Here is a 25,732-nt window from a genome sequence, read left to right as displayed (position 1 = left end):
TGCATGACATTCACACCCTCCTCCGCTTCCGGCCGGGCGAGATCCGCTCGTGCGGGACGCAGGGCTCTGCTCATAGCGACTTCGGTCGCGCTGGTGAGCGGCGCACTGTTGTCCGCAGCGGGCTCCGCTTCCGCCGCCGCAGGCCAGTCCAGGCCCGTCGACCGCCAGGCCGCCGACCCCGTCAAGGAGTACGACATCACCCTGCTCACGGGTGATGTCGTGCACTACTCGGACGGCGTCGGCAAGCAGGACACCGTCACCGTGGACCGCCCCGACGGAGCGGTCGGCGGCGTGCATGTCCAACAGGCCGGTGACGATCTGTACGTCCTGCCCGACGAGGCCAACTCCCTTCTCGCAGCGGGCAAGCTGGACCGCCGGCTGTTCAATGTCTCGGCTCTGGCCAAGATGGGGTACGACGACAGGAAGTCGGACGGCATTCCGCTGATCGCCACCTACTCGGCGAGCCGGAGCCGTTCACTGCCCGCCGCCCCTCGTGGTGCGAAGAAGACTCGCACCCTGGAGAGCATCCACGGCGCCGCGCTGAAGGCCGAGAAGGACACCACCAGGGCCTTCTGGAACGACATTGCCCGTACCTCCACCGCCCGTTCACTGGACAACGGCATCGCCAAGCTCTGGCTCGACGGCCGGGCGGAGGCAGCGCTCAAGGACTCCGTGCCACAGGTCAACGCCCCCCAGGCGTGGGCCGAGGGCTACGACGGCAAGGGCTCCAAGGTCGCTGTCCTGGACACCGGAATCGACGCGACCCACCCGGACGTCAAGGACCGCATTCTCGAAACCAAGAGCTTCGTGCCGGGCGAGGAGGTCCTCGACAAGCACGGCCACGGCACGCACGTCGCTTCCACGATAGCGGGCTCCGGCGCCGCCTCGGAGGGCGTCAACAAGGGCGTCGCCCCGGGCGCCGACCTGATCATCGGCAAGGTGCTCAGTAACGAGGGCTCCGGCGCGGACTCCGGGATCATCGAAGCCATGGAGTGGGCCAAGGCCGAAGGCGCCGATGTCGTCTCCATGAGTCTCGGCTCCAGTATCCCGGACGACGGCTCCGACCCGATGTCCCAGGCCGTGGACGCACTCTCCGCCGACGGCGGGCCGCTGTTCGTGATCGCCGCGGGCAACGCGTACGGCGCGGGCACCATCGGCTCGCCCGGTTCGGCGGAGAAGGCGCTCACCGTCGCCGCCGTCGACAAGCAGGACAACCGCGCGGACTTCTCCTCGATGGGCCCGCTCGTCAGGTCCTACGGCCTGAAGCCCGACCTGTCCGCACCGGGTGTGGACATCAACGCTGCCGCCTCCCAGGCGGTCCCGGGTGTCAACGGGATGTACCGGACGATGTCCGGTACATCGATGGCGACCCCGCATGTCGCGGGCGCCGCAGCCATCCTGAAGCAGCGTCACCCCGACTGGTCCGGCCAGCGGATCAAGGACGCGCTGATGAGCTCGTCGAAGAAGCTCGACGCGTACACCCCGTACGAGCAGGGCACCGGTCGGCTCGATGTGAAGGCCGCGGTCGACACCACCATCGAGGCCACCGGCTCCGTCGCCGTCGCCTCCTACGACTGGCCGCACTCCGCGTCCGACCCGGTCGCCCAGCGGACCATCACGTACCGCAACACCGGTACGAAGGACGTCACGCTCGACCTCGCCACGGACACGGACACCGACGCCTACACCCTGTCGACGAAGCAGCTGAGCGTCCCGGCCGGTTCCACCGCCGAGGCCGTGCTCTCGCTGGACCCGTCGAAGGTCGCGAGCGGCACCCAGTTCTCGGGCCAGGTCATCGCCAAGGACGCGGCGGGTACCGTCGTCGCGCACACCGGCTTCGCCCTGAACAAGGAACGGGAGCTGTACGACCTGACGCTCAGGCTCCGCGACCGCGACGGCAAGCCGATGGACGGCCTGGTCGTCATCGGCGAGCTCGGCGACCCGAACCTGGGCATCGTCCAGGTGTCGGGCGAGAGCACGCTGCGACTGCCGCCGGGCAACTACACCGCCTGGAGTTCCGTCGACATCGCCGGTGACCGCACAGACTCGAAGGCCGTGGCCTTCCTCGCGGCTCCCGAGACGATCCTCGACAAGGCGACCACGGTCACCCTCGACGCGTCCAAGGCCCGCAAGGTCAGCGTGCGGACGCCGAAGGAGACCGAGACCCGACAGCTGCGCTATGACATGGCACGTACCGCACCGGACGGCACGGTCCAGCGCGACGCGTACCAGATCCCGTTGACCTACGACCAGCTGTGGGCCAGCCCCACCAAGAAGGTCACACAGGGCAGCTTCTCCTTCCTGACCCGCTGGCGGCAGGGCGAGAAGCAGCTGGACGTATCCGCCGAGGGCCGTGACGTGCCGGTCTTCCCGCAGGGCGGTGCGGCCATCGCCGAGGACGGCGAGAAGAAGCTGACCGGCGTCTTCGCGGGCAACGGTGCCGTGGCCGACTACGAGGGCCTGGACGTCAAGGGCAAGGCCGTCGTCATCCGCAGCAGTGACACGGTCGCTCCCGCCGACCGGCTCGCCAATGCGGTGGCCGCCGGCGCCGGGGCACTGTTCGTCGTCAACGACGGCGACGGCGTCCTGATGGAGAGCTACACCCCCTACGGGACCAAGAGCACCATCCCGGTCGCCTCGGTCCAGCGCCTGGCGGGCGAGGACCTGATCAAGTCCGTCCAGCGAGGTGCCAAGCTGACGATCGATCAACGTCGGTTCGCGCGCTACATGTACGACCTGGTCGACCGGCACGACGGCGTCGTCCCCGACCGCTCACTGGAGTTCGCCCCGTCGGCCGGTCAACTGGCGAAGGTGGAGAACACCTTCTACGGCCACAAGGGCGTGCTCGGCGGGGGCTACCGCTATGACATCCCGGACTACGGGCCCGGCCTCGGCTTCAGGGAGTACGAGAAGTTCCCCGGCACCCGTACCGAGTGGGTCAACCCGCTTCCCGGCGCTTCCTTCTGGTACGAGGACCACTCGATCTTCAACGCCACCGAGACGGACTTCGCGCAGGAGGTACGCAGCGGCAACCTGGACTACAAGGCGGGCCGCACCTACCCCGCCGAGTGGTTCGCGCCGATCGCCCGCCCGCGTCTGGGCACCGGCTACTGGGGTCCGTTCCGTACCGTCTACAACGACATGCAGTTCAACCTGACCGCGTGGACGGACTCGGGCGCGGGCCACTCGGGCTCCATGCCGGAGGACGAGTACGACACGACCACCACCGCCGTCTACCAGGGCGACACCCTGATCAAGAAGGTCGCGGGCCGGGCCGGCTACTTCGGAGGCCTGTCGCCGGAGAAGCTGCCGTACCGCTTCGTCCTCGACTCCACCCGGGACGGTGACGTGTGGAAGACCTCCACCCGCACACACACCGAGTGGAACTTCGTCTCGGGCGCCATGGACGAGAACGGCCCGTACCGGGCCGACCTTCCGCTGCTGCAGCTGGACTACAAGGTCCACACCGACCTCGCCGGTGACGTCGAGGCCGGCCAGTGGACCGAGATCGGTCTCACCTCCGGAACACAGGAGTGGATGGACGGTGCCGTGAAGGCGAAGAAGGCGTCGCTGTCGGTCAGCTACGACGACGGCAAGACCTGGGACGCGGTGGAGCTGCGCAAGACCTCCGAGGGCAACTGGACCGCCCGGTTCAAGACGCCCAAGAAGGCCGGCGGCTTCGTCTCGATCAAGGCGCACTCCGAGGCCGGGGACGGGCTCGGCATCGATCAGGAGATCATCCGGGCTTTCGGCCTGAAGTGACCTTCTGAGGTTCGCACTTGAGGCGGCCGTACACCCTTCAGTGGGGTGTACGGCCGCCTCTTCTGCCGACCGGTGCGGCTCCCGGAAATGAAAGTGACGTGCCATCACCATGGCGTGGAACGGCGGGGTTTCCCCCGTCCGAGCCGGGGGTCTGCCCCATGGTCGCCCCCGGACACGCCTGGATAGCCTGCGCTGAGCACCGGCCCCGAGCGGGCCGGAGACCAGACTGATCGGGATCCAGGGGGATATTCATGCGTCACCGGCTCAGAGCCTTCATGGCGGCAACGATGGCGGGAAGCGGTCTGATCGGGCTCGGCGCATGCGGTCTCATCGACTGGAACACCTTCGAGGACGACGCCCATGTGCCGCAGAAGATCACCTCCGTCAGGCTGGATCTCGGCTCCGGCCGGGTGAATCTGCGGGGCGTGGCGAAAACCGCCGACGTGTCCCTGCACCGCTCGGTCCGCTATCGGGGGGACAAGCCCGAAGGCGCGTCGCACCGGGTCGAGAACGGCGTCCTGGTGCTGAGCGGCTGCGGCAGCCAGTGCTCGGTGTCCTACGCCGTCGAGGTGCCCGAGGGCCTCCCGGTCTCCGGCCGGACCTCGTCCGGATCCGTGGTCCTGGCCCGAGTGGGGCCGGTGAACGTCACCACACACTCCGGACGGATCGAGTTGGACGGAGTGACCGGCCCGGCCGATGTGCACACCTCCAACGGCCGGATCGAGGGGCGCGGGCTGGCCGGTCCCGTCCGGGCCAAGACCTCCAACGGCCGGATCGAACTGACCCCGGTGAACCCGCAGGATGTCCGGGCCAGGACATCCAACGGGGCCATCGTCGTCACTGCGCCGGCGGGTCGGTACGTGGTCGCCGCCAGCACCCACCACGGTCACAAGGACATCGGCATCCCCAATGACCCGGCGGGCGACCACAAGATCGATCTGGCCACCGCCAACGGTTCCATCACGGTCAGGAACGGCTGATCGCGCCGCGTGCCACCGCAGCCGCACACAGCAGCGCAGGCACCGCCGCGACCGCGAAACAGACGGCCGGCGGCAGACGGTCCACCAGCAGGCCCACTGCCGCGGTGCCCGCCGAGGACCCGGCATTGACCGCGGTGTTCACCCATGCACCCGCCTGTGTGCGGCTGTCCGCGCCCACGGACTCGTCCGCGACGAGATACGCGGTGGTCAGGGCCGGGGCGACGAAGACCCCGGCGGCCGTGACCACCGCGACCAGCACATACACATCGGGCGACATCCCGGCCACGACCATTGCCACACCGAGACCGGCGGCCGGCACCGGCAGCCGCACCCGGTTCGACGCACGCCATGAGACGGCACCGTAGGCGAGCCCACCGACCGCACTTCCGGCGGAGAGGGCGGCCAGCACCCACGCCACCGACGCGCCCCGGTGATGCTGCTCGGTGAACGCCACCACCAGCAGATCCAGCGCCCCCAGACACAGCCCCACGGCGGCTGCCACGATCGCGGCGTGCCGCAATCCGGCGATGCCGAGCAACCGCTGCCTGCGGGGCGTGTCCTGTGAGGCAGCGGCCTTCTTTGCCGACGGTGGCGCGCCGATACGGCGCACCGCGGGCGAGGACACCAGTGCCGGCGCGCCCACCAGCACGAGCGCGGCACTGATCGCGACACCTGCCGCGGGGACGGTGAACCTCATGACCAGACCCACGAGCAACGGCCCGGTGACGAAAAGCAGTTCCTCGGCGACACCGTCCAGGCTGTACGCGCGCTGCAACAGCTCACGGTCGGGAACGAGACTGCTCCACAGGGTCCGCATCACCGGTCCCAACGGCGGGGTGCAGGCACCTGCCGTCACGGCAAGCACCCCCAGCAGGAGCGGGGAAGCCCCCGGCCGCCAGGTGACGTAGGCCAGGGCGGCGAGCAGTGCGGCGTAGGCACCGGCCATCGGTGGCAGTGCCCGCCGCGGCCCGTACCGGTCGATCAGCGCGGCACGGGCGGGGGAGAGGAAGACACTGGTCGCCCCGAACAGAGCCATGACGGCGCCCGCGACGGAGTACGAGCCGGTGGCGTCCTTCACCGCCAGCATCAGGGAGAGGGAGACCATCCCGTACGAGAGCCGCCCCAACAGAGCGGCACCGAAGGTGCGGGAAGCGTGAGGAGTACGCAGGACGGTGGCATACGAAGGGGTGCGCGAGGGCGCGGGTGAAGGCGAGAGCATGAGGACGTTCCTCGTGAGGGCAGCGCGGCAGGCGGCGCTGCGGGCATGCGGGGACACCGAAGTGCCGCACCCGGTGGGACGGGGTGCGGTCAGTACGGGGCTCTACGCACGGGAGAGGAACACGCCGGCCAACTTATCAGGGGGGGAAGTGTGTTGTGGAGGGTCGCTGCAGGGCCACAGCGGCCGAAAATTGCTGTGAGATGTGACAGCGCATCGAGTAGCCTCGGCGCTCATGTCGCCCTCCCCTTCCCGTAATCGCCCTCCCTACGACGCGGACGAGCGGACTCAGCTCGTCGGCTGGCTCGACATGCAGCGGGCGGTCGCCCGCTGGAAGTGCGAAGGGCTTTCCGAGACCGACGCCCATCGGTCCGTCCTGCCGTCCTCGCCCCATATGACGGTGGCGGGTGTCGTATCACACCTTCGATGGGTCGAGCACCTCTGGTACGAGGTCGTCCTGCTGGGCCGCCCCGCCGTGGGGCCCCAGTTCGACGGGCCCGAGGATGCCGACATGATGGTCGAAGGTGTGCCGCTCGCCGAGCTCCTCGACAACTACGACCGGCAGATCGCGGTGTCGAACGAGATCGTTGCGGCGAAGTCGCTCGACGACGTGGGCCGGCACCCGGACTTCGGCGCCTCGGCCGCGAGCGTGCGCTGGATCATGTTCCACATGATCGAGGAGACCGCCCGGCACGCGGGCCATCTGGACGCCATCAGGGAGATCCTGGACGGCGAGACAGGCTACTACTGACCCGGTTGCCGCCCCCTCATCCGATGATGTCGGCATGGGCCGCCAGGTCTTCCCCGGCGGTCTGCCTCAGCCGCGGGAGGAAGCCGGTGACCTCCTCGGCACGGTGCAGAAGGTCACCGGTGGAGGTGACGCCGAGGTCGGCGACGGCCTCCTGGAACGCCGGGAGGCGGGCGAGGTGCTGGTCGGGGGCGTCCGCGGCCAGGACGGTGCGACATCGGGCGAACGTCGCGGTGATCCAGCAGACGGCTTCGCGGCGGTCGCCGCGCTCGATGAGGTGCCGGCTTCCGTCGATGGCGATCGGCCGTGCCTCGGCGGTGATGTCGCTGCTGAAGAAGAACGCGGCCACCAACCGGTCGGCATACCGGTCTGCTGGAATCAGGGCATGAAGAACCTGCTGCACCGAGTCTTCCAGGTCCTCGATCGCTTCAACGCCGCCCACCCCTGGGACCACAACACCCACTACCACCCGTGGATCCTGCGCCGGCTCCCCGGCAGGTGCGACAGCGCCCTGGACGTCGGCTCCGGGATCGGTTGTTTCCGCAGAGACCGTGTCCCCCGCAGGTCGTGTCGCTTTACACGGTGGCGGAGTTCCAAGCGCCTGTCGCGTTGCGGCGACTCATCGTGTTCCTTTCCACCCTCAGGAGTATGGTCGACATCACATCGAGTGGAGCAGTCGGTCAACCGGGATGACAGGAGCCTTGGGCTCTCTCATCGGTTGACTCTATGAGGTATGGAGAGGTCCTGTAGGCCGCTTCCAGGGGGCGGCCGATCGGCCGATGGAGCGGCTGGCTCGTACCAGGGGCTCGCACGCGTTGGTCCGGGGAGCCCGGGTCGCCGGGTACTGTCTTCGGAGCGCCTGTGTCCCGGGGGCGCGCCACAGCCCTCCACCAACTGGGGGCCGTCGGCCGTCGTCTTCTCAGCCCACGAATGGATCGGCGAACCGCGCAAGCACGCCCAGGTCCGGTGGGTCGACACCGACGACATCCCCGAGAACCACGTGGACACCACCTTCAGCGCCCTCCACCAGTACCTCGCGGGAGGCAGGGAGGTCTCCCTCGACGGCTGGCAATAGAGGCGCCAACTGTGGCCCGGCCGGTTGCCAGGGCGGGCCCATCACAACTCGTACTCGCGGCGTTCCCTACATGCGAGGCCATACCGATGGAGCACTGCTCGTATCCGCCTACACCCAGACCCAGTTCGGAAGCGCGCTCTACCTGAACTTTCCAGCCATCAGTGGCCAAAATTCCAGCACCGCCAGAGCGAACTCTCAGTTTTGCCATACCAGTTGCCCCGCCAGAGTGACACAGATCACCAAAGCGACAAGCCGCTCCCTGTCCAGCTTCTATGATCTCGTCACCGTTTCCGATCTTTACCTGACGCATACCTTCACATTGGCATCACGTGGGTGATGCCAATGGAAATGCGAGAGGTCGAAGAATCATGACGGTTCACAGACCCGCGCCACGACTGCGCGGGCGGCCTTGGCTCGGGGGGAACGTTCGCTGGACAGCGGGCGGAGTCGCCTTGGCCATGGCCATCACCCTGCTCGACGCCACAAGTTCCGTTGCAACAGCACCGCCTGCAGTCGCGGACGTGCCGAAGAAAGCGACAGCAACCCAGGCAGCTGACATTCCTTCCGCCCGTGTCGCGGCAAGGCTGTCCGGCAAGCGGGTTGAAGCGCTCTCGGAGCGCACCGAGACGTCGATGACGTGGGTGAACAAGGACGGCAGCCTTACCACCGAGTTCGCGGCCGGGCCGGTCCGTTTCAAGCGGGACGGCAAGTGGGTCGACGTCGATGTGAAACTGCGTGAATCCGGCTCAGGTGTGGAGCCGGTCGCGCACCCGGAGGGGCTGCGGCTCGCGGGCAAGACAGGTACGCCAGCGAAGTCGTTGAAGGCCGCTCGCGAGGCGAAGGCCACCGACCTGGTGACGCTCGGCGAGGGCGACCAGCAGATCACCCTGCAGTGGAAGGGCGGGCTGCCGAAGCCGAAGCTCGACGGGACGCGGGCGGAGTACATCAACGCCGTGCCCGGTGCGGACGTGGTCGTCGAGGCCACACGCACTGGCTTCGAGCAGTACGTCGAGATCAAGGAACGCCCCGCCTCGGGTGGCTACTCCTACACGCTGCCGCTGAAGGCCAAGGGCCTGAAGGCGAAGCAACTGGCCGACGGCAGCGTGCTGTTCACCGACAAGAAGAACAAGAAACGGGCCGTGATGCCCGCCCCGGTGATGTGGGACGCCACCGTCGACAAGCGGTCCGGCGAGCACACCCGCAAGGCCAGGGTCGGCCTGAAGGTGGTACAGAAGGGCTCGTCCGTCGACCTGGTGATCATCCCGGACGCCGACTTCCTCGCCGACCCGGAGACTCAGTACCCGGTCACCGTCGACCCCTCCACCTCGTCGCTGTCCAACGTGTTCGACACCTACGTGCAGCAGGGCGAGACGGTCGACTGGTCCAACGACACCGAACTCGACTTCGGCAACCCGGGCACGAAGAACGCCGACGGTACTCCGCGCACCGCGCAGTCGTTCATCTCCTGGAACACGTCGCCGATCCAGGACGCACTCGTGGTGGACGCGAAGCTGTCCCTGTGGAACTTCCACTCGGGCAACACGGACTGCAAGCTCTACCCGTGGGAAGTGTGGGCCTCCGGAGCGGCGTCCACCTCCAGCCGCTGGACGAACCGTCCGACGATGACGGCGAAGAAGGCCACCTCAACCGAGACCCGCGGCAACGCCGGCTGCTCCACCCAGCCAGACGGCTGGATCAACGCGGACGTGACGACGCTGGTGCAGGAGTGGGCGTCGGCCAAAGCCACCCGCGGTCACATGGGCCTTCGCGCCTCGGACGAGTCGGTCGTGGCGCAGTGGAAGCGCGTGAACTCCGCCAACGCGGCCTCCAACCCGCCGAAGCTGGTGGTCAATTACAACTACAGGCCGCGCACCGGCACCAAGCAGGAGGCCGGCCCGCCGTACTTCTCCTACAGCGGCGCCTACACGGTGAACACCACTACGCCGACGCTGCGGGACACCTTCGTCGACGCCGACGGTGACAAGGTCAACGGCACCTTCCAGATCTACGACAACGCCACCAACACCCAGGTCGGCGATGTCATCGTGTCGAAGTACGTACCCTCCGGGCAGGTTGCCTCGGTGACCGTCCCGTCCGGCGTTCTGGCCAACGGCAAGACGTACAAGTTCCGCACGTCACCGTACGACGGCACGCACTACAACGCCGGCTGGTCGGCGTGGAAGACCTTCACCGTCGACACCAGCGCCCCCTCCGCCCCATCGAAGATCGTGTCCACGGACTATCCGTCGACCGCCTGGGTCAAGGGCGCGGGCCAGGCCGGCACCTTCACCGTCACCCCGCCCGCCTCCGACCACAACTGGTTGCAGTGGTCCCTGGACGGCGTCACCTGGACCAAGGTCGCCACCAGCGGCTCCAGCGCCGACAAGGCCATCTCCATAACCCCACCGCAGAACGGCACCCACACCCTGCAGGTGCGCGCGGTCGACAAGGCGGACAACAAGTCCGAGGCGATCGAGTACACCTTCCACGCCGGGCCGGGCGGCTTCGTGCAGCCCTCCGACGGCGAGCGCACCGCGCGCCGCCTGTCCCTGGTCGCCGAGGCCGACGCGACGAAGTACGACAGCGTCTCGTTCTCCTGGCGCCGCTCCGAGGCCGACGCCTGGGTCAAAATCCCGGCCGGAGACGTCACTTCGGGTGGCAACGGGCTCACTGCGTGGCCGGTCGCCCTCACCAACGGCAAGAACTCAGCCCTGGTCTGGAACACGACCGACACCGTCGACCCGGACGGCACGGTACAGCTCAAGGCCGACTTCGCGGGACCGAACAGCGCCTCGGGCAGCACCGAGCCACTGACCGTGGTTGTCGACCGCAACGCCGAGGGGGCCGCCACAGAGCGGCTCGGCCCAGGTTTGGTCAACCTCCTCACCGGTGACTACACCATTTCCGAGACGGACGTTTCCGCGTTCGCCCTCTCCGTTTCACGCACTGCCTCATCCAGGACACCCAACAAGGGCGCCGAGGAAGAGGGCCAGGCTGCCATCTTCGGCAAGGAATGGGTGTCTGGCACGGTCGCGCAGCTCACGGAGTCGAACTCCACCTACCTGCGCAAGGTGTCCGACACGGCCGTAGACGTGGTCTCGGCCGACGGTGACAGCATCCACTTCACCGCCAACGCCGCGAAGGACGGCTGGATCCCCGAACCGGGTTCGGAGTCCCTCACGCTGACGGGCAGTGTGAGCGGCAGCTTCACGCTGGCCGACACCGAGGGGATCAAAACCACCTTCACCAAGCCCGAGGCGAGCGCCACAACATGGCAGGTGTCGAAGACCGAGCCTCTCGGCCTCACCGGAAACAGCACGACCGTCGTGTCCGAGACCGTCACTTCGGGCGGCAAGACGCTCGCCCGCCCCAAGCGGGTCATCGCTCCGAATTCCGGTGTCGCCTCGACGTCCTGTTCGTCGGATCCGGCCACGAAGGGGTGCCGTGTCCTTGAGTTCGTCTACGCGACGAACACCACTGCCACCAGCAGCGCGTTCGGCGACTACAGCGGGCAGGTGAAGGAGATCCGGCTCTGGGCAACGGAGCCTGGCGCGTCGAACGCCACCTCCAAGGTCGCCCAGACCTATGCCTACGACGACCTCGGCAGGCTGCGGGAGGCTTGGAACCCGCAGATCAGTCCCGCTCCGAAGACGAGTTACACCTACGACAGCTCTGGTCGGGTCATCCGGCTCACGCAGCCTGGCGATCTGCCGTGGAACTTCACCTACGGCAAAGCGGGTGGCAGCTCGGCGGCTGCCGATGGGATGCTCCTCACCGTCTCCCGGCCCGCCCTGCAGCAAGGCACCCTCGACGTGGTGGACGGCGAGGTCGTAACCAGCCTCGTGTACGATGTGCCGCTGACCGGCACGGCAGCCCCCTATGCGATGGGCTCCTCGAATGTCAGGGCATGGGGGCAGACCGATACGCCGACCGACGCAACCGCGATCTTCCTCGCCGATGTGAAGCCTGCCTCCCATGCCGGTGGCGGACTTAATGCCACTGACTATCGGCGCGCCAGCATCCACTATCTGGGCGCCTCCGGGCGCGAGGTCAACTTTGTCGTGCCGGGGGGGCACACCACGACCACCGAGCACGACCAGCACGGCAACACCGTCCGCCAGCTCTCCGCCGCCAACCGGGCAATCGCCCTCGGAGTGACTGCGGCCGACCGGGAGCAGCAGGCCGAGTTGGGCATCGGTCAGCTGACCAGTGCCGAGCGCGCCGAATTGCTCTCCGACCGGTGGATGTACAACGGCACCGGGACCCGTGAACTGGAAGAGTTCGGGCCCCTGCACAGGGTGGATCTCACTTCCGACCTCAAGTCCGGGACGACCACCCTTGTTCCCTCCGGGACTTCGGTGACCGGGCGCTCCTGGACACTGACCACGTACGACGAGGGGCGCCCCACGGATGGCACAGCCAAGGTCAAAGACCAGGTCACCAAGGTCTCCTCGGGTCTGGAGGTGCGCGAGCACCCCGGCGTCCACGGGGAGGCACGGATCACGGAGACCACGTACGACTGGGCCAAGGGTCTTCCCGTGAAGTCCATCCAGGACCCAGCCGGACTGGCCCTGACCACCACGACGGAATACGACGCACAAGGTCGCGTCACCAAGAAGATTCAGCCCGGCGCCGCCGGGACCGACGCCACGACCCAGGGGATCACCTACTGGGCGGCAACCGGAACCGGAACGTGCCAGGGACGCCCCGAGTGGGCCGACCAGGTGTGCACCACCAGCCCAGGGGGTGCGATCACTGGCGGTGGGTCCAACCCCACTCAGCTGCCGGCAAGCACGACGGAATACGACTGGTGGGGAAACCCGGCCAAGGTCACTGACACCGCGAACGGCGTGACCCGGACCACCACCACGTCCTACGATGGGGCCGGCCGGGTCACCACGGTGAAGACGAGCGGCGGCACAGGACAAGCTCTGCCGGAGAGCACCACCGAGTACGACACCGCCAGCGGCCGCGCGGTCAAGACCGTGTCGCCCACTGCCGGGACCATCACCAAGCAGTACGACAAACTCGGCCGTCTGGTCTCCTACACAGACGCCGACAACGGCAAGACCACGACCGAGTACGACATCCTCAACCGCCCGGTCAAGGTGAGTGACTCCGTCCCGTCAACCGTGACCTACACATACGATCACTCAGCTGAACCCCGGGGCCTGGCCACGACCACGACAGACTCGGTCGCCGGTGCCTTCCAGGCAACGTACGACGCGGACGGCTCGGTCAGCAGCGAGAAGATGCCCGGCGGCTACACCCTCAAGGTGACCGACGACACGACGGGTGCGACTGTCAATCGCACCTACACCCGGGACAGCGACGGCACCATCGTCTACTCGGACACGGTGGCCACAACGGCTCACGACCAGGTGTCCCGGCATGCCGGCTGGTCCGACCAAACCTACCGATACGATGCAGCGGGACGTCTCACCACTGTCGAGGACACTTCCGAGACGATCTGCACCCGCCGTGCGTACACCTTCGACGCCCGCACCAACCGCAAGTCCCTGACCACCGCGACCGGCTCGCCGGGCGCCGACTGCCCCACCAGCGGAGGCACCACCACCAATTACACGTACGACAGCGCGGACAGGCTCGTCGACACCGGCTACACGTACGACGCGTTCGGGCGATCCACTGCGGTCCCCGGTGACGGCACGTTCAGCTTCTACGTCAACGACCTCGTCTACCAGCAGACCGCGAACGGCGAACGTCAGACCTGGGCCCTAGACGCGGCACAGCGCTTCCGGTCCTGGACGGTGGAGACCGGCAGCGGCAGCTCGTGGACCACGGTGCAGACCAAGCTGAACCACTACTGCAGCGAGTCCGACAGCCCTCGCTGGATCGTCGAGGACACCTCCACCGGAGCAGTGACTCGTAATGTCTCCACGGCTAGCGGCGAACTGACCGCGACTACCAGCAAGACCGGCGACCGCGTCCTCCAGCTTACGAACATCCATGGGGACGTTGCCCTCTTGCTCCCGCTGGACAGCAGCGCGGCTCCGCTCGCGCTCGACAGTGACGAGAACGGCAGCCCGAGGCCCGGCCAGCAGGACACCCGCTACGGCTGGCTGGGCGGGAAGCAGCGTTCAGGTGAGACCCTCACCGGTCTCACGCTGATGGGGGTTCGGGTCTACAACCCGGACACCGGACGCTTCCTTTCGGTCGACCCGATCGTCGGGGGTGGTGCGAACCTCTACGGCTACCCCGGTGACCCGATCAGCCAGTACGACCTCGACGGCCAGAAATGGGCGTGCAAGGCCAAGTGCGCTCTGGTCGGCAGTGACCCCAAATGCACCGGATATGTCTGGGGCGCGGGTTCGGGCAAGACCAAGGACGCGGCAGCCAAAGCGGCGAAGAAAGACGCTTCCAGTCAGGCACCACGAGGCTGCCGCACCAAGCACTGCCGGATTGTTGGCGACTGCACCAAGAGCAGTTTCAGACAGTGGTGGGATGCCGACTTCACGCCCAGGGTGATCCACACACGTAACCCTCCTGACTGGATGCGCCGCATGAACCGTTGGACCGGCGGTGCCATGTTCTACAGCTATGTATGGCGTGGGACATACGGCAGCTGGTGTGGATGCGGGCCGTGACCCGACACGAAGCATGATGTGAAGTTCCCGTAAAGGGGAGGGATGACTGCTCATGTGGTGGCTTCCCTTCCCTTTACTGGCACCGCCTCCATGGCCAACTACCACGCGAACAACCGGTCTACTGGCATCAGACACCAACTATGCTTGCCGCCGTGAACAGACGGAGGCAGAAGAAACTGTCGAGAAGGCTGGTCGAGGCAGCAGAGTTCGAGGGGGTCGGCGTTGTGCAAGCGCTGGTTCGAGCAGGCGCCGACCCCAATGTCGAAAATTCCGATGGCACCACACCGCTGTACGCGGCTGCGGTCAGAGGAGCCACAGAGATCGTCAAGTACCTGCTGGACGCGGGAGCCTCCCCTGACGTTGAAAGCGGTGACGAAACGGAAGGCACCCCCCTGTGTGCGGCCGCCGCTTGGGGCCACACCGACGTGGTACGTCAGCTTCTCGCTCACGGTGCCACCCCTGATCTCCGAGAGGACGGCGGCAAGGGCCGCTCTCCCCTTGAGTGGGCTAAGGACGGCCACCACGCCGAAACAGTCGCACTCCTCCTCGCAGCAGGCGGACAGGCTGACAGCCCTTCCTGACGACCGCTGTCAGGCGGTAAGACCGCAGTTCAACCGGTCACACAGCAGGCCGCGCAGACAGTAGTTTTCAATCGGAGGTCCGCGCACCGCAGGTCATGGACCCAGCCCATCACAAGGAGACGGAGAAACTCGGCGGCACCGGCTCAACCGCGGCTGCATCACCCCCAAGACGATGATCGCCTCCGCCGCAGTGACCCACCTGGTCGCCGTGCCACCGAGTTCGGCGTGACCGCCAGCGTCCCCACCTGGACCTGGCCGCCGTCGTCGCCCACAAGAACGCCATCATCGAGGGCATCGTCTCCGGCTCGGGACAAGGCGGTCGACCGGGTCCAGGACTTGGACTTCTTCCATACCGAAAACCGCTTAACCGCGCCGCGGCGGCTCACCGTGGGCGGCACGGTACTGGAGGCCGACAAGATTTTCCTGGTGACAGGGATGCGCACCGCCCTCCCGGTCATAGACGGCCTCGACACCACCCCGCACGACACTTCGCGCACCCAACTGGACCTCACCGAGCTGCTCGGGCACCTCATCGTGGTGGGCGGCGGCTACATAGGCTCCGAGTTCGATCAGATGCTCGCCCGCTTTGGCTCCCGGGTAACCCTCATCCAGCGCGCCGGGCGGCTGCTGCCCGCCGAGAACCCCGAGATTTCCGCCGCCGTCACCGAAGGCTTCGCCGCCGAAGGCATCACCGTACTCACCGACACCGCTTGCACCACCGTCACCGGCCGCCCGGGGCAGGCCCGCGCTGGCCGCCCAGCTCGAAGCCATGGAACAGGCCAGAAAAATAGATCAACACCACCACGACCGTGGTCAACGCACCCTTCCTGACCTGGCCTGGCCGACGGTAGACAGCCTGCCACACGTCCACAGCTTCAGCTGCACGACCCGTACGGCGCCGTGCCCCGTGGGGCGGCCGGTACCCTGCGGACGTTGCCGATGGCCGCGGCCTGTTCCCGCAGGCGCTCGATTTCCAGATGCTGAGCGGCAATTTGGGACAGGGCGCGTTGTTTGAAGTCCTTGAGGGACTCGAGTTCGGCGTCGCGTTGATCCAGCCGGGCCTTGAGGGTGGCGTTGGCCTCCTTGAGCCGCTCGACCTGCGCGGCCCGGGGATCGAGGACCGTCCCGGCGTCCCGCAGGGCGGCTAGGCGCCTTTCGAACTCTTGGGCCAGATGTTGGTAGGGACCTGGCCGGGCGGTGCCATCGCGGTTCTTCTTGCTGTAGAAGGCGGTGCGCGGTACGCCGGCCTCGCTCGCCAGCGTCCGCAGATCGCACTTACCACTGGCCGGCAGGTCGCCGCGCAGCAGACGATCCATCGCCGCCCGGATCGCTTCCTCGTTGCGGGTTCGGGTGTCCTCGCTGATGCGTCCCATGTCACGCTGCCGTTCCGGTCGCGGCGTCGATCTCGGCCAACACCCGTAGGTCGCGGTCGAGTTCCTTCTGCAGGCGGGCCTTTTCGTCCTTCTGTACACGTCCGATTTTGCCGATGAACACCTTCTTGTTCTCCGCGCTGGAGGCCCATACCGGCCGGTGTCGGTTGTGGTGGGTGGCCTGTGGGCAGCGGGCCGAGTCGCACATGCCGACCAGCGGCTTGTCCGCTTTCGGTGTGCCGGCCAGGAGCAGGCACAGCGCTCTGGAGGGGTCGGCGAACCAGCAGTAGTTCGCGATTCCCAGGGGCAGGGTCTTCGCCCGGCGGGCCAGGAGTTGGATCACCTCCTCGTCTCCGGGACGGGTACCGGGTGACGATGCTTGCATCGCGAGGATCTCCTCATCGACGGATTTGAAGTGGTCAATCAGATCGCGGGCGCCAGGCCCGGCAGGACGGATCCCGTTCTGGTAGTCGCGAAACGCCGCCAGGGTAAGGTTCTTGTTGCGGGTCTGCTCCTCTGCGCTGACTTCCGCCATGAACTTGGCCTGGGAGCCGCCAGGGCTGGCGGCGTAGCCCTCGGTCGTGACTATTGAGACGTGCTTGAGGTGGATCTTGGCGGCCAGCAGGCCGCCGGGGCGGTGCGCGAGTGCCACGGCCAGGGTGCGGCGGGTGATGCGCATATTGATCTTGTCCTCTGGGATCTGCTCCAGGCCCAGGCGCTGTCCCTCGGGGCCGTTGACCCACCGGCGCAGTTTGGCGCAGCGGTTGGCCATCGTGGTGCGGCCGAAGACATGGTTGGTGGGCCGGCGGGGGTCCGCCAGTTTGGCGGCGAGGGCGACCGCGTCGTAGGCGGGGGCCACGGTGACCCATTCCTCCCACACCCCGCCCAGTTTCTCCTGGCCCTTGATCAGCTTGGTCCGCAGGCGGTAGCGCATGCGTCTGGCACCGAGGTCCTGCGGGGGGACGCACGCGTCGAGCGGCATCGCCGCCAGCTCGCTGTTGCGTATGCCGGTGAGCAGGGCGACGACGACCTGGCAGGCGGTGCGGACCCGCTCCACCATGTGGCCCGCTTCTTCGGCCGTGGCGAAGCCCTCAGTCCACGGGACTGTTCCGGTGCCGTCGGCGCGGTCCACCTGGGCGGCGTTCCACGCCCATCTCGGCCGCAGTCCCACCGCTGCCAGGGTCTGTTCCAGCAGGGGACGCAGCGGGGGCAGGTACTGGTAGGCGAAGGACGTTATCCCCGCCTCCCGTGCGATGGAGAGCACGTTCACCGCGAGCAGGGGGTCCTCGGCGGACCAGCCCTCGTCGGTCCGCGCGGCGTACTCCTTGGCGCCGACCGGCTCCAGGGGGACGCCCTGGTCGAGGTGGGTGCGTATGGCCGCTTCCAGGCGCTCCAGTTGGGTGCCTTCGCCCTTCCAGGGCGCCCCGTCGTCGTACTGCCGCACGGTGCGGATCAGTTCGAGCATGTGGGGACCAAGCGTCTGCACGATGTACAGGGCGGCGGCCAGCCAGGGCCGCAGTGCTTCGTCACGCAGCGGCTGGGCGATGTTCTCTCCGGCCCGCTTGCAGCCCGCGACCTCGTAGGGGCTTCGGCCGGCCCACGGGACGAACCCTTCGGCGAAGCGGTCCGTGGTGAACAGGTTGCTGTAGAAGGCAGGTTCCTGCACGACCTGGGCCGCGGCCATGCGTGTGCTCTGCCCGGACGGGCGCAACGGCCCTCGGTGCCTGCCCCGGGTATGCCGACGGGACTCGTAGAAACCCTGGCAGTGCTGCTGTGTCACGTCCTCCAGGGAAGTGACGCCGCGCTCGGTGAGCCAGTGGAACCACCGCATGAGCTCGGCAAGGCGGTTCCTGCATGTATCGAAGTGGAGCGGGATGCGGAACGCGCTGGGCAGGTGCCGCACCGCCTCGTGCCCGGGGGCCATGCGCGCGAACATGTACTCCTGGGCAAGGGTCCGCCACTTCGGGCTTTGGATACTGGTGAAATCCAGTCGGGCCTGGGCTGGCTGCAGGTGGGCGGGCAAGTCCTCCAGATCGGCGAAGTCCCAGATCAACTGGCCGACCAGCGGCCGGATCCCGCCCGGACGAACCGCCAGGCCCACGGCCTGGCAGATGTCGACGTCCGCCAGCGGACTGGCGTGATGGCGCCCCTGGGCCAGGACAGTGGTTGTGATGCTGCTCATCATCGCGTCGTCTCTTCCGGCCGCAGGGGCAACTCGTCGTCGATATCAGCTACTTGAGCTGCGGCCTCCAGCAGCGTTGCGGAGGGGAAGTGGACGTCGGGGGCGAGAATCTCGGCTACCCGCTGGTCGTACGGGCCGAAATTCCGCATGAACTCCTCGGCAGTCCTCTGGTCCCACTGGCGGGCGAAGAACGCGCGCAGGCGCATCAGGTTCGGCAGGTGCCGCGGAGTGAACAGTGCCAGCGGGCAGAGCAGGCAGACCCAAGGACGGGCCGGACACGGCTTGCCCTTGGGCCCGTGCAGTCCCGACAGGTGGTCGCCGCAGGCGGCGCTGAAGACATCCCGTTCCCCGTGGACGAGCTCGGCGAGCGCCGTGTCATCCAGTCCGAGAGCGGCGACCTGCTCGGGGTAGTCCCGCACCAGGGTTGCAGTGTCCTCGGTGGCAAGCACCATCGGCGGCTCGGCCTTGCGCAGCATGTCGTTCTGCGCCTCGACAATGATCTCCTCGACCAGGGCCTGCTGTTCGGGTGTGCCGGCGCCGAGGTAGTGGTCGGCTTCGACCTGCGGGCTGCGGTTGGGATCCAGCGTCGCGCGTCGGCTGCCCGCCCATGAGCGGCGGTCCCGCATCGAGTCATAGGTCGTCCGGATCCGGTGCAGATGCAGTCGCAGCGGTCCGCCGCCGTCGGCCAGGAGCCCTTGAGAAAGGATCCATTTCAGGCTCGTCTCGTTGCTGGTCGCCGTGGTTACCCAGTGGTGCACGCCACGGGGTACGTAGCGCACCCACAAGGCGTCACGCATGCCCGCCGGAGCGAACTTCCGGGTCAGAGAGGAGTGGTCCAGCCACTGCTCCAGCAGCAGGCTGGCCCGCTTCGTCAGAGTCCGGCTCTCCTCGGCCGTGCGGCCCTTGATGTAGGAGAGCAGGACGGTCGACTCGCCGGCCCAGTCCACATCACCCAGTCCGAGGTCGTCCAAGCCGTCGGGCACGATGCCGGTGTAGATGCCCAACAACAGTCGGTAGGCCAGCACGGTGGAGGCGTCGGGGAACAGCAGCGCCGAGACGGCGACCTTGCGGTACCGGAACTGCTTCTCCGGCAGGCCGGAGAAGTGGCCCGGCGACCAGTCGGCGTACGGCGTCGCCTCCACCGGTCCGAACTGAGCATAGGCCCAGTACACGTTGGCCTCGCTCCATCCGCCCTTGAGCGGATCCTGTCCGTCTTCAGCCGCCCTCCTTGCTCTGCGGAAGGCGGAATACGAATCCTTGACGACCGTCTCGCATACCTTGGCGAGCCGCGCCCACTCGCCCTCGGTGTACGGAGCGAGCGTGTTCTCGGACTGGCGCTGGATCTGGAAATGGCGGCCGTCCACCATTTCCCGAACATCCGCTTTCAGCAGTCCGTGGAGATCGTCGGCGCGGGCGAGCATCCGTCGGCTGAGCGACTCCAGCGCGGCACGGTGGTCACCTCGCAGCCAGTGTTGGGCCAGGTGAGCACGCGTCAACTCGGCGGCGCCGCCGGAAAAGCCCTGGTCCGCCAGATCGTTGGTCAGCGCGCGGATCGCCGCGGTGTAGTCGTTGAGTGTGCGCTTCGCGTCGATGTCGCCGTGCGGGTGCACGAGATCGGCAAGCCCCATCAGCATGTCCCGAGCGAGGGCAGGGTTCCGCGTGGCGTAGATCTTGCCGCCCGCCGTGACGTTCATCATCATCGACACGCTCGTCCCGTCGCTGAAGACGGCGGCGATGCCTAGTGGGTCCTCGAGTACGGTGGCAGGCATCAGATGTCCTCGCTGTCGTCGTCTTCGTCCTGGAACTCCGCTTCGGCCTCGCGGACGGCCGACGCTGGCAAGAGCCCGCTGGCCTCGCCGATCCGCCGGTGCAGTTCGGCGAAGATTCGGGTCGTATCCAGGCGATTGAGATAAACTTCCGTGGTCAGGACACTGGAGTGGCCAAGAAGGTCGCGCAGGACCAGCAGCGGCTCGGTGGTCTTGAGGTACAACGCCAGTCCGGCGTCGTCATCGCCGTCCTTGACCAGGCGGGCGGCCCGCTCGTAGTAGCCGCGTACCAGCTTGGCCATGGTCTGCATGGCGAAGGTGTGGCGCCCGCGGTGGGGTGTGACATGGGGGAATCGCGGTTCGTAGCGTTCACGGATCCGGTCCGATGCGCGTTCGAACACGGTGTTCCAGTCGGTGAACGGGCGCCCCGGGCCGCACACGGAGAGCAGCATCGATCCGCCGCCGGGCGCGACGAGCCGACGGCGTTCGGGCGGGCCCAGCGTTTCCCAGGTCGTCCAGGCGCCGTTGACCCGGCCACCCAGGGCTGTCGCCTCGGTCACGATGAGCGGTTCGCCCCAGCGCTGCGGCGGCATCCAGGTTGATCCCTGAACTGCTGCGGCCCGCTCGAACTCCAGGTAGTTGTGCAGCTCGGCCAGCGCGTCGTAGTTGATCCATGCGTTTCGGAACTTGCTGCCCTTGGTAATGCCCTCCGGCAGTGGGACGAGAACTGGCACTTCGCTGCGGCGGCTGGGCAACTTTGGGACCTCGCAGGCCAGAAGGTAGGAGAACTCCTGCTTGCGGGGCCCGGAGGAGAAGACGAACCGGCCAACCGCCGCATTGCGGGCCATTTCCCGGCCGCGGTAGCCGCGCTCCATCGATCCGTCGGGCTGTAGCCGGGCCAGGCCCTTGTGGAACAGGTCGGCGAAATCGTCCTCCAAGTACTTGATGGTCACGTGGGGCTTCGGCTGGCGGCGCCGGGCGGAGTTCCGGCGGACCTCCCGCCACTGCCCGGAGAAGACAGCCGTGGCCTGCCGGTAGGTGAAGGGCAGGGACGTGGTGTAGCCGTTCTCGATCGCCCAGGCGTAGAAGATGCTGAGCATGGTCATGTGCTGGTTCCAGGTGGTGACCCGGAACCTCTGCCTGCCGCTGATGGGGCCTTGCGAGCGGTACACCGCGTAGGCGCTCAGCAGCGCCTTGAGCCGTTCTCGACTGTCGAAGAGGCCGACCCCGTGTTCTTCTCCGAACTCCGACCACTGGCGTACGGCGCCGACATACGATGTCCAGGAGTTCGCCGCAGGGCAGCCGTTGGTCGGAAGCTCACAGGCCCACCGGTTCACGATCGCTGAGGTACGCAAGCCGTGCTCGTCTTCAAACCGAAGGTCGTCGTCGAAGACGAGCACCATCCCCTCAGGAATGACCGGCTTGAACTCCAAGCCCCAACCTTCCCAGTCCTCTGATGAGTAGAACGTCTGTTCCATGTCGGGGATGCTAGCCAGAGAGACACCCCTTGGGCTCCCTCACATCTGCTGGCCAGTGGGAGGCTCGGTCATCAAAGTGACACTGCACCTATGTCGAAACAAGATCGGAGAACTGGCCCGGCTCCTGGCGACACGGGCCAAGGCGGTGCACGGAATCGACTCCGACCCCGATATCGTGTCCCGGGCCCGTGAACTGACCGCCCAGGCCGCTCCGGTGACCTTCACCGTCGCGGACGCGCCCGCTGGGATACCGCCCGGCCCGTACGACATCATCACCTGCGTCGCCACCGTCCACCATCTGACGTTCACCGATGCTCTCACCCATTTCCGTGAGCATCTGGCACCAGGCGGAACACTGGTGGTGGTCGGCCTCTCCAGGGAGACGACCCTCGGTGATCACCTGCTGAGCTGCACCTCGATTCCACTGAATGCCGCCATGGGCTGGATCAAGAACAAGGGGCGCAGGGCGCCCCGCCCCGACTCGATGACCGCGAGAACCCGGGCGGCGGAGATGTCCTTCTCCGACATCGTCCGCGAGGCACGTCAGGTGTTGCCGGGCGTGCGGCTCAGGCGTCGACTGTTCTGGCGCTACACACTTGTCTGGCGCGACGGCTCCTGCGAGAGAGGACTGCGATGAGAAAGATCATCCTGATGATGTCGGTGTCCCTCGACGGCTTCGTCGAGGGACCGGACCGTGAGATCGACTGGCACCTGGTCGACGACGAACTGCACACTCACTTCAACGAGCAGCTCAGGACCATGGGCGGCTTCCTGGACGGCCGTGTGACCTATCAACTCATGGCTGATTTCTGGCCGACCGCCGATTCCGATCCCTCAAGTGCCGGACCCATGGCGGAGTTTGCCGCCATCTGGCGGGACATGCCCAAGATCGTGTTCTCCCGGACCCTGGAGCGGGCCGACTGGAACACCACCATCATGCGGGAGGTCGACGTCGACGAGATCACGGCTCTCAAGGCCCGGCCCGGCGGAGATCTGTCGCTCGGCGGTGCCGATCTCGCCGCGTCCTTCATGCGGCTCGACCTGATCGACGAGTACCGCATCTACGTCCATCCGGTCCTGATCGGACGAGGCAAGCCCCTGTTCCCGGCCTCGGATGCCCGGACACATCTGCAACTGGCCGAGACCCGCACCTTCGGCAACGGGGTCGTGCTCCTGCGCTACGAACGCCCGGCGGCTGCTCCACCGGGATGAACTCCCCGAGCCCACGGTGGCAGGACCGCTGCATTGCCGGGCCGTACGGGAGATCTCCCCGTATAACTGCCGAACCGTCGCGAGATCTCACGAAAGGACCGGCGCATGACACTCGGAGCCGAGGACCGCCTGGCCATCAATGAACTGATCGCCCTGCAATGGCACCTGGTCGATGACGGTGAACTCGACCGACTGGACGAGCTGTTCACCGCCGACCTCGTCTACGACGCCTCTGACCTGGGCCACGGATCGATGCACGGGCTGGAGGCCTTCCGGGACGCGGCCAGGGCGATGGGGCGACGCGGCCTCGTCAGTCATCACGTCACCAACGTCGTCCTCACCGAGGTCGGCGACGATCAGGTGCGCGCCCGGTCCAAGGGGATCGGAATCAAGGCGGACGGTACGAGCGGAAGTGTGACGTACGAGGACGTGGTCGTGCGTGGTGAGAGGGGGTGGCGCATCAACCGTCGCAAGGTCGCCGTACGGCATGCGCCCACCGGTGCGAATGACGCGAACAAGCGGCCCGAATGACATGTCGCATGTCCCCGGATGCCGCAGGCGGATACTGACGGCGCCCCTGCGGCCCAGGGGCGCCGTCAACGGATTCCGGGCGACGCGTCAGGCGTTCAGCATTCCCGACGTGTCGATGACCTGGCGGATCGCCCGGCCCGAAGCCAGCTCCTCCATCGCCGCGTTGATGTCGGCCAGCGGAAGCGTGCCCGTGTGCATCTGTTCCACCGGCATCAGGCCCGCCCGCCACAGGTCCAGGAACCTGGGAATGTCGCGGCGCGGGACCGCGTCGCCCATGTACGAGCCCAGCAGGGACTTGCCCTCGCCCGCGAACGCCAGAGCCGGGACCTCCAGCACCCGGTCGGGGGCGGGAAGGCCCACCGAGACGACCCTGCCGCCCCGGGCCACGACCGTCAGGCACGCGGCCATGACCTTGGGACTGCCCACCGCCTCCACTGCCAACTCGGCTCCACCCGAGGTGAGTTCAAGGATGGTCTCGATCGCGTCGCCGGGGGCGTACGCATGGGTCGCACCCAGCCGGACGGCCAGGTCGCGCTTCTCCTGGACCGGGTCGACCGCGATGATCGGATACGCCCCTGCCGCGCGGGCGCCCAGGACCGCGGAGAGGCCCACGCCGCCCAGGCCGTAGACCACCGTCGACTGGCCGGGGCGCAGGGCCGCCGTGTTGATGACGGCACCGGCGCCCGTCAGGACCGCGCAGCCGAACATCGACGCGACGGTGAACGGGATGTCCTTGGGGATCGGGACCACCGACTCCTGGGCCAGCACCGCGTGTTCGGAGAACGCGGAGACACCCAACTGGTGGTGGACCCGGTTGCCGGAGGCGTCGGTCAGCAGCGACGGGCCGTGCAGCAGCGCGCCCGAGCCGTTCGCCGCCGCTGCCTGCGCGCACAGGGCCGGGCGGCCTGCCGCACAGTTGCCGCAGAAACCGCAGCTGGGCACGAAGACGAGGGCCACATGGTCGCCGGGGGAGACACGGCCGACGCCCGGTCCGGTCTCCTGGACGACGCCCACCGCCTCGTGGCCCAGGGCCATCGGCAGCGGGCGGACCCGGTCGCCGTTGACCACCGAGAGGTCCGAGTGGCAGAGCGAGGCGGCCGCGATACGGACCAGCACCTCGCCCTCGCGCGGGGCGCCCAGCTCCAGTTCCTCCACCTCGACCGGGCGGGTACCGGAGTAGGGGCGGGCGGTCGATATCCCGCGCAGGACCGCGGCACGGGTTTTCACGACTGCACCTGTGCACGCGGAGCGCAGCGCAGCACGTCGCGGCTCTCCAGCAGCGGGACGACCTTGCCGAGCACGATCTCCTGGAAGTGCGGGGTTGCGCAGTGCGCGGTGAAGTCGGCCTCGGAGGCGTACTCCTCGTACAGCACGATCGTCTGCGGGTCCTCGATGCCCTGGTGGACCCGGTAGGCGAGATTGCCCGGCTCCTCGCGGGAGGCGGCGGCCATCGTGTCGAGGAGGGGAAGGACGGTGTCTTCCTCGCCGGCCTCGGTGCGGTAGCGGGCAACGACCACATATGTCATGGGGGGATCACTCCTGGGGTGTGGCGGGCCTCTTCAGGGCGGCGGGCGGGACCGGTGGCAGCTGGTCCCGGCGCAGGTGCCAGAGGCGGGGGTCGGACGTGGCGGCCGCGGCCGACCCGAGGGCCAGCGCGAGCGCCACGTCCGCGGCGGTTTCCACGAAGCCGGCGGCGACCGACGGGGACATCGCGCGCTGTGCCTGCGCGCTCATCCGGGCGACGATCGGGGCGGGCATGATCTCGACCAGGTCCGGTGCCCCGCGCGAGATGGCGTCCGTGGAGCGGCGAAGATTGGACCGGTCGGTGACGAACACCTTCATCATCGTCAGCAGGCCGAGCGGGCGGCCCTTCTCTATGAGGGAGAGCCGGGTGCTGACCACGCCGTGCGCGCCCATGTTCTTGATGAACTCCAGCGCGCCCCGGTCCTGAGCCAGACCGGGGCTGCTGTCCACGTTCACGAACACGGTCTTCCCCGCCCGGCCCAGCGCCGGCACCACCTGGGGCAGCTGCCCCACCGCGAGCGACGCGAGGATGCACACCTTCGCCGGTGCGGTCAGGAACTGCCGCAGCGGCTGGGTGCCGACGACCGACGCGACGACCGGCACCTCGGCGAAGGCCGAGGCGAGCCGGGGGTCGAGTGCGGCACCGGACCGGGACGGGGAAGGGGTCATGGCAAGGGCCTGCCTGGAGAAGGAGGGTTC

General features: G+C 67.6%; 18 protein-coding genes and 2 pseudogenes. 11 read left to right on the top strand and 9 right to left on the bottom strand.

The features are described 5' to 3' along the window. Positions 1-3: 3 nt before the first annotated feature. Positions 4-3,762, top strand: coding sequence for a S8 family serine peptidase (locus GA0115254_RS16050; protein WP_093895962.1), 3,759 nt, complete (start codon positions 4-6; stop codon positions 3,760-3,762). A gap of 251 nt (positions 3,763-4,013) precedes the next feature. Further along, positions 4,014-4,742 carry a DUF4097 family beta strand repeat-containing protein gene (locus tag GA0115254_RS16045; RefSeq protein ID WP_093895961.1) on the top strand — a complete coding sequence of 243 codons (729 nt, stop codon included), beginning with the start codon at positions 4,014-4,016 and terminating at the stop codon, positions 4,740-4,742. Here GA0115254_RS16045 and GA0115254_RS16040 read toward each other — a convergent pair. Continuing rightward, positions 4,729-5,961 carry an MFS transporter gene (locus tag GA0115254_RS16040; RefSeq protein WP_093895960.1) on the bottom strand — a complete coding sequence of 411 codons (1,233 nt, stop codon included), beginning with the start codon at positions 5,959-5,961 and terminating at the stop codon, positions 4,729-4,731. The two genes, GA0115254_RS16045 and GA0115254_RS16040, sit on opposite strands and share 14 nt — an antisense overlap. Before the next feature lie 232 nt (positions 5,962-6,193). On the opposite strand from GA0115254_RS16040, the gene GA0115254_RS16035 reads away from it, so the two are divergent. Next, positions 6,194-6,709, top strand: a complete 516-nt coding sequence (locus tag GA0115254_RS16035) for a DinB family protein (RefSeq protein ID WP_093895959.1) — start codon at positions 6,194-6,196, stop codon at positions 6,707-6,709. A gap of 16 nt (positions 6,710-6,725) precedes the next feature. Here the strand turns inward: GA0115254_RS16035 and GA0115254_RS16030 are convergent, their stop codons facing one another. Then, the gene (locus GA0115254_RS16030; protein ID WP_256102612.1) at positions 6,726-7,148 is read right to left on the bottom strand and encodes a hypothetical protein; all 423 of its coding nucleotides are present in this window, start codon (positions 7,146-7,148) and stop codon (positions 6,726-6,728) included. Between GA0115254_RS16030 and GA0115254_RS46100 the strand changes: the two are divergent. The 5 genes and pseudogenes from GA0115254_RS46100 to GA0115254_RS16005 all read left to right on the top strand — a co-directional run. Continuing rightward, positions 7,092-7,253 (top strand): annotated as a pseudogene (locus GA0115254_RS46100) (SAM-dependent methyltransferase); the annotation flags it as partial. The gene GA0115254_RS16030 and the pseudogene GA0115254_RS46100 overlap by 57 nt on opposite strands. A 348-nt stretch (positions 7,254-7,601) precedes the next feature. Next, a pseudogene (locus tag GA0115254_RS46095) lies at positions 7,602-7,781 on the top strand (DNA mismatch repair protein MutT); the annotation flags it as partial. A gap of 458 nt (positions 7,782-8,239) precedes the next feature. Beyond that, positions 8,240-14,389, top strand: a complete 6,150-nt coding sequence (locus GA0115254_RS16015; protein WP_093895958.1) for a DNRLRE domain-containing protein — start codon at positions 8,240-8,242, stop codon at positions 14,387-14,389. Between the two features lie 152 nt (positions 14,390-14,541). Further along, on the top strand, positions 14,542-14,970 hold the full coding sequence (locus GA0115254_RS16010; RefSeq protein ID WP_093896003.1) for an ankyrin repeat domain-containing protein: 429 nt from the start codon (positions 14,542-14,544) through the stop codon (positions 14,968-14,970). A 336-nt stretch (positions 14,971-15,306) separates the two neighbouring features. Next, entirely contained in the window at positions 15,307-15,801 is a 495-nt protein-coding gene (locus tag GA0115254_RS16005; protein WP_256102600.1) for an FAD-dependent oxidoreductase, read from the top strand. A gap of 44 nt (positions 15,802-15,845) precedes the next feature. Here the strand turns inward: GA0115254_RS16005 and GA0115254_RS16000 are convergent, their stop codons facing one another. Genes GA0115254_RS16000 through GA0115254_RS15985 form a run of 4 tightly spaced genes read right to left on the bottom strand, consistent with a single transcriptional unit; the run spans position 15,846 to position 21,766 of the window. Next, the gene (locus GA0115254_RS16000) at positions 15,846-16,343 is read right to left on the bottom strand and encodes a hypothetical protein (RefSeq protein ID WP_093895957.1); all 498 of its coding nucleotides are present in this window, start codon (positions 16,341-16,343) and stop codon (positions 15,846-15,848) included. Between the two features lies 1 nt (position 16,344). Beyond that, complete coding sequence (locus GA0115254_RS15995) at positions 16,345-18,522, bottom strand: site-specific integrase (RefSeq protein WP_141720838.1); 2,178 nt, start codon at positions 18,520-18,522, stop codon at positions 16,345-16,347. Further along, a complete protein-coding gene (locus GA0115254_RS15990; protein WP_093895955.1) occupies positions 18,522-20,291 on the bottom strand; it encodes a hypothetical protein in 1,770 nt (589 codons plus the stop codon). The genes GA0115254_RS15995 and GA0115254_RS15990 overlap by 1 nt, the downstream gene beginning before the upstream one ends. Beyond that, positions 20,291-21,766, bottom strand: coding sequence for a site-specific integrase (locus tag GA0115254_RS15985; RefSeq protein ID WP_256102599.1), 1,476 nt, complete (start codon positions 21,764-21,766; stop codon positions 20,291-20,293). Before GA0115254_RS15985 ends, GA0115254_RS15990 begins: the two co-directional genes overlap by 1 nt. 76 nt (positions 21,767-21,842) lie before the next feature. Here GA0115254_RS15985 and GA0115254_RS15980 point away from each other — a divergent pair, with 76 nt between their 5' ends. The 3 genes from GA0115254_RS15980 (at position 21,843) to GA0115254_RS15970 (ending at position 23,509) form a co-directional block, all read left to right on the top strand. Continuing rightward, positions 21,843-22,403 carry a class I SAM-dependent methyltransferase gene (locus GA0115254_RS15980; protein ID WP_256102598.1) on the top strand — a complete coding sequence of 187 codons (561 nt, stop codon included), beginning with the start codon at positions 21,843-21,845 and terminating at the stop codon, positions 22,401-22,403. Beyond that, positions 22,400-22,978: a dihydrofolate reductase family protein gene (locus GA0115254_RS15975; protein ID WP_093895953.1), complete on the top strand. Its 579-nt coding sequence runs from the start codon at positions 22,400-22,402 to the stop codon at positions 22,976-22,978. The genes GA0115254_RS15980 and GA0115254_RS15975 overlap by 4 nt, the downstream gene beginning before the upstream one ends. Before the next feature lie 105 nt (positions 22,979-23,083). Then, a complete protein-coding gene (locus tag GA0115254_RS15970) occupies positions 23,084-23,509 on the top strand; it encodes a nuclear transport factor 2 family protein (protein WP_093895952.1) in 426 nt (141 codons plus the stop codon). Positions 23,510-23,596: 87 nt separating this feature from the next. On the opposite strand, the gene GA0115254_RS15965 is transcribed toward GA0115254_RS15970, so the two are convergent. From GA0115254_RS15965 to GA0115254_RS15955, 3 genes are read right to left on the bottom strand one after another with little or no spacing between them, the layout of a single operon-like run. After that, entirely contained in the window at positions 23,597-24,736 is a 1,140-nt protein-coding gene (locus GA0115254_RS15965; protein WP_093895951.1) for a zinc-binding dehydrogenase, read from the bottom strand. Then, positions 24,733-25,035 carry a putative quinol monooxygenase gene (locus tag GA0115254_RS15960; RefSeq protein ID WP_093895950.1) on the bottom strand — a complete coding sequence of 101 codons (303 nt, stop codon included), beginning with the start codon at positions 25,033-25,035 and terminating at the stop codon, positions 24,733-24,735. The genes GA0115254_RS15965 and GA0115254_RS15960 overlap by 4 nt, the downstream gene beginning before the upstream one ends. A 7-nt stretch (positions 25,036-25,042) precedes the next feature. Further along, a complete protein-coding gene (locus GA0115254_RS15955; protein ID WP_093895949.1) occupies positions 25,043-25,702 on the bottom strand; it encodes a glycerol-3-phosphate responsive antiterminator in 660 nt (219 codons plus the stop codon). Positions 25,703-25,732: the final 30 nt, after the last annotated feature.

It is taken from the genome of Streptomyces sp. Ncost-T10-10d (assembly GCF_900091955.1).
GTDB lineage: Bacteria > Actinomycetota > Actinomycetes > Streptomycetales > Streptomycetaceae > Streptomyces.
This window is presented reverse-complemented; position numbering and strand designations above follow the sequence as displayed.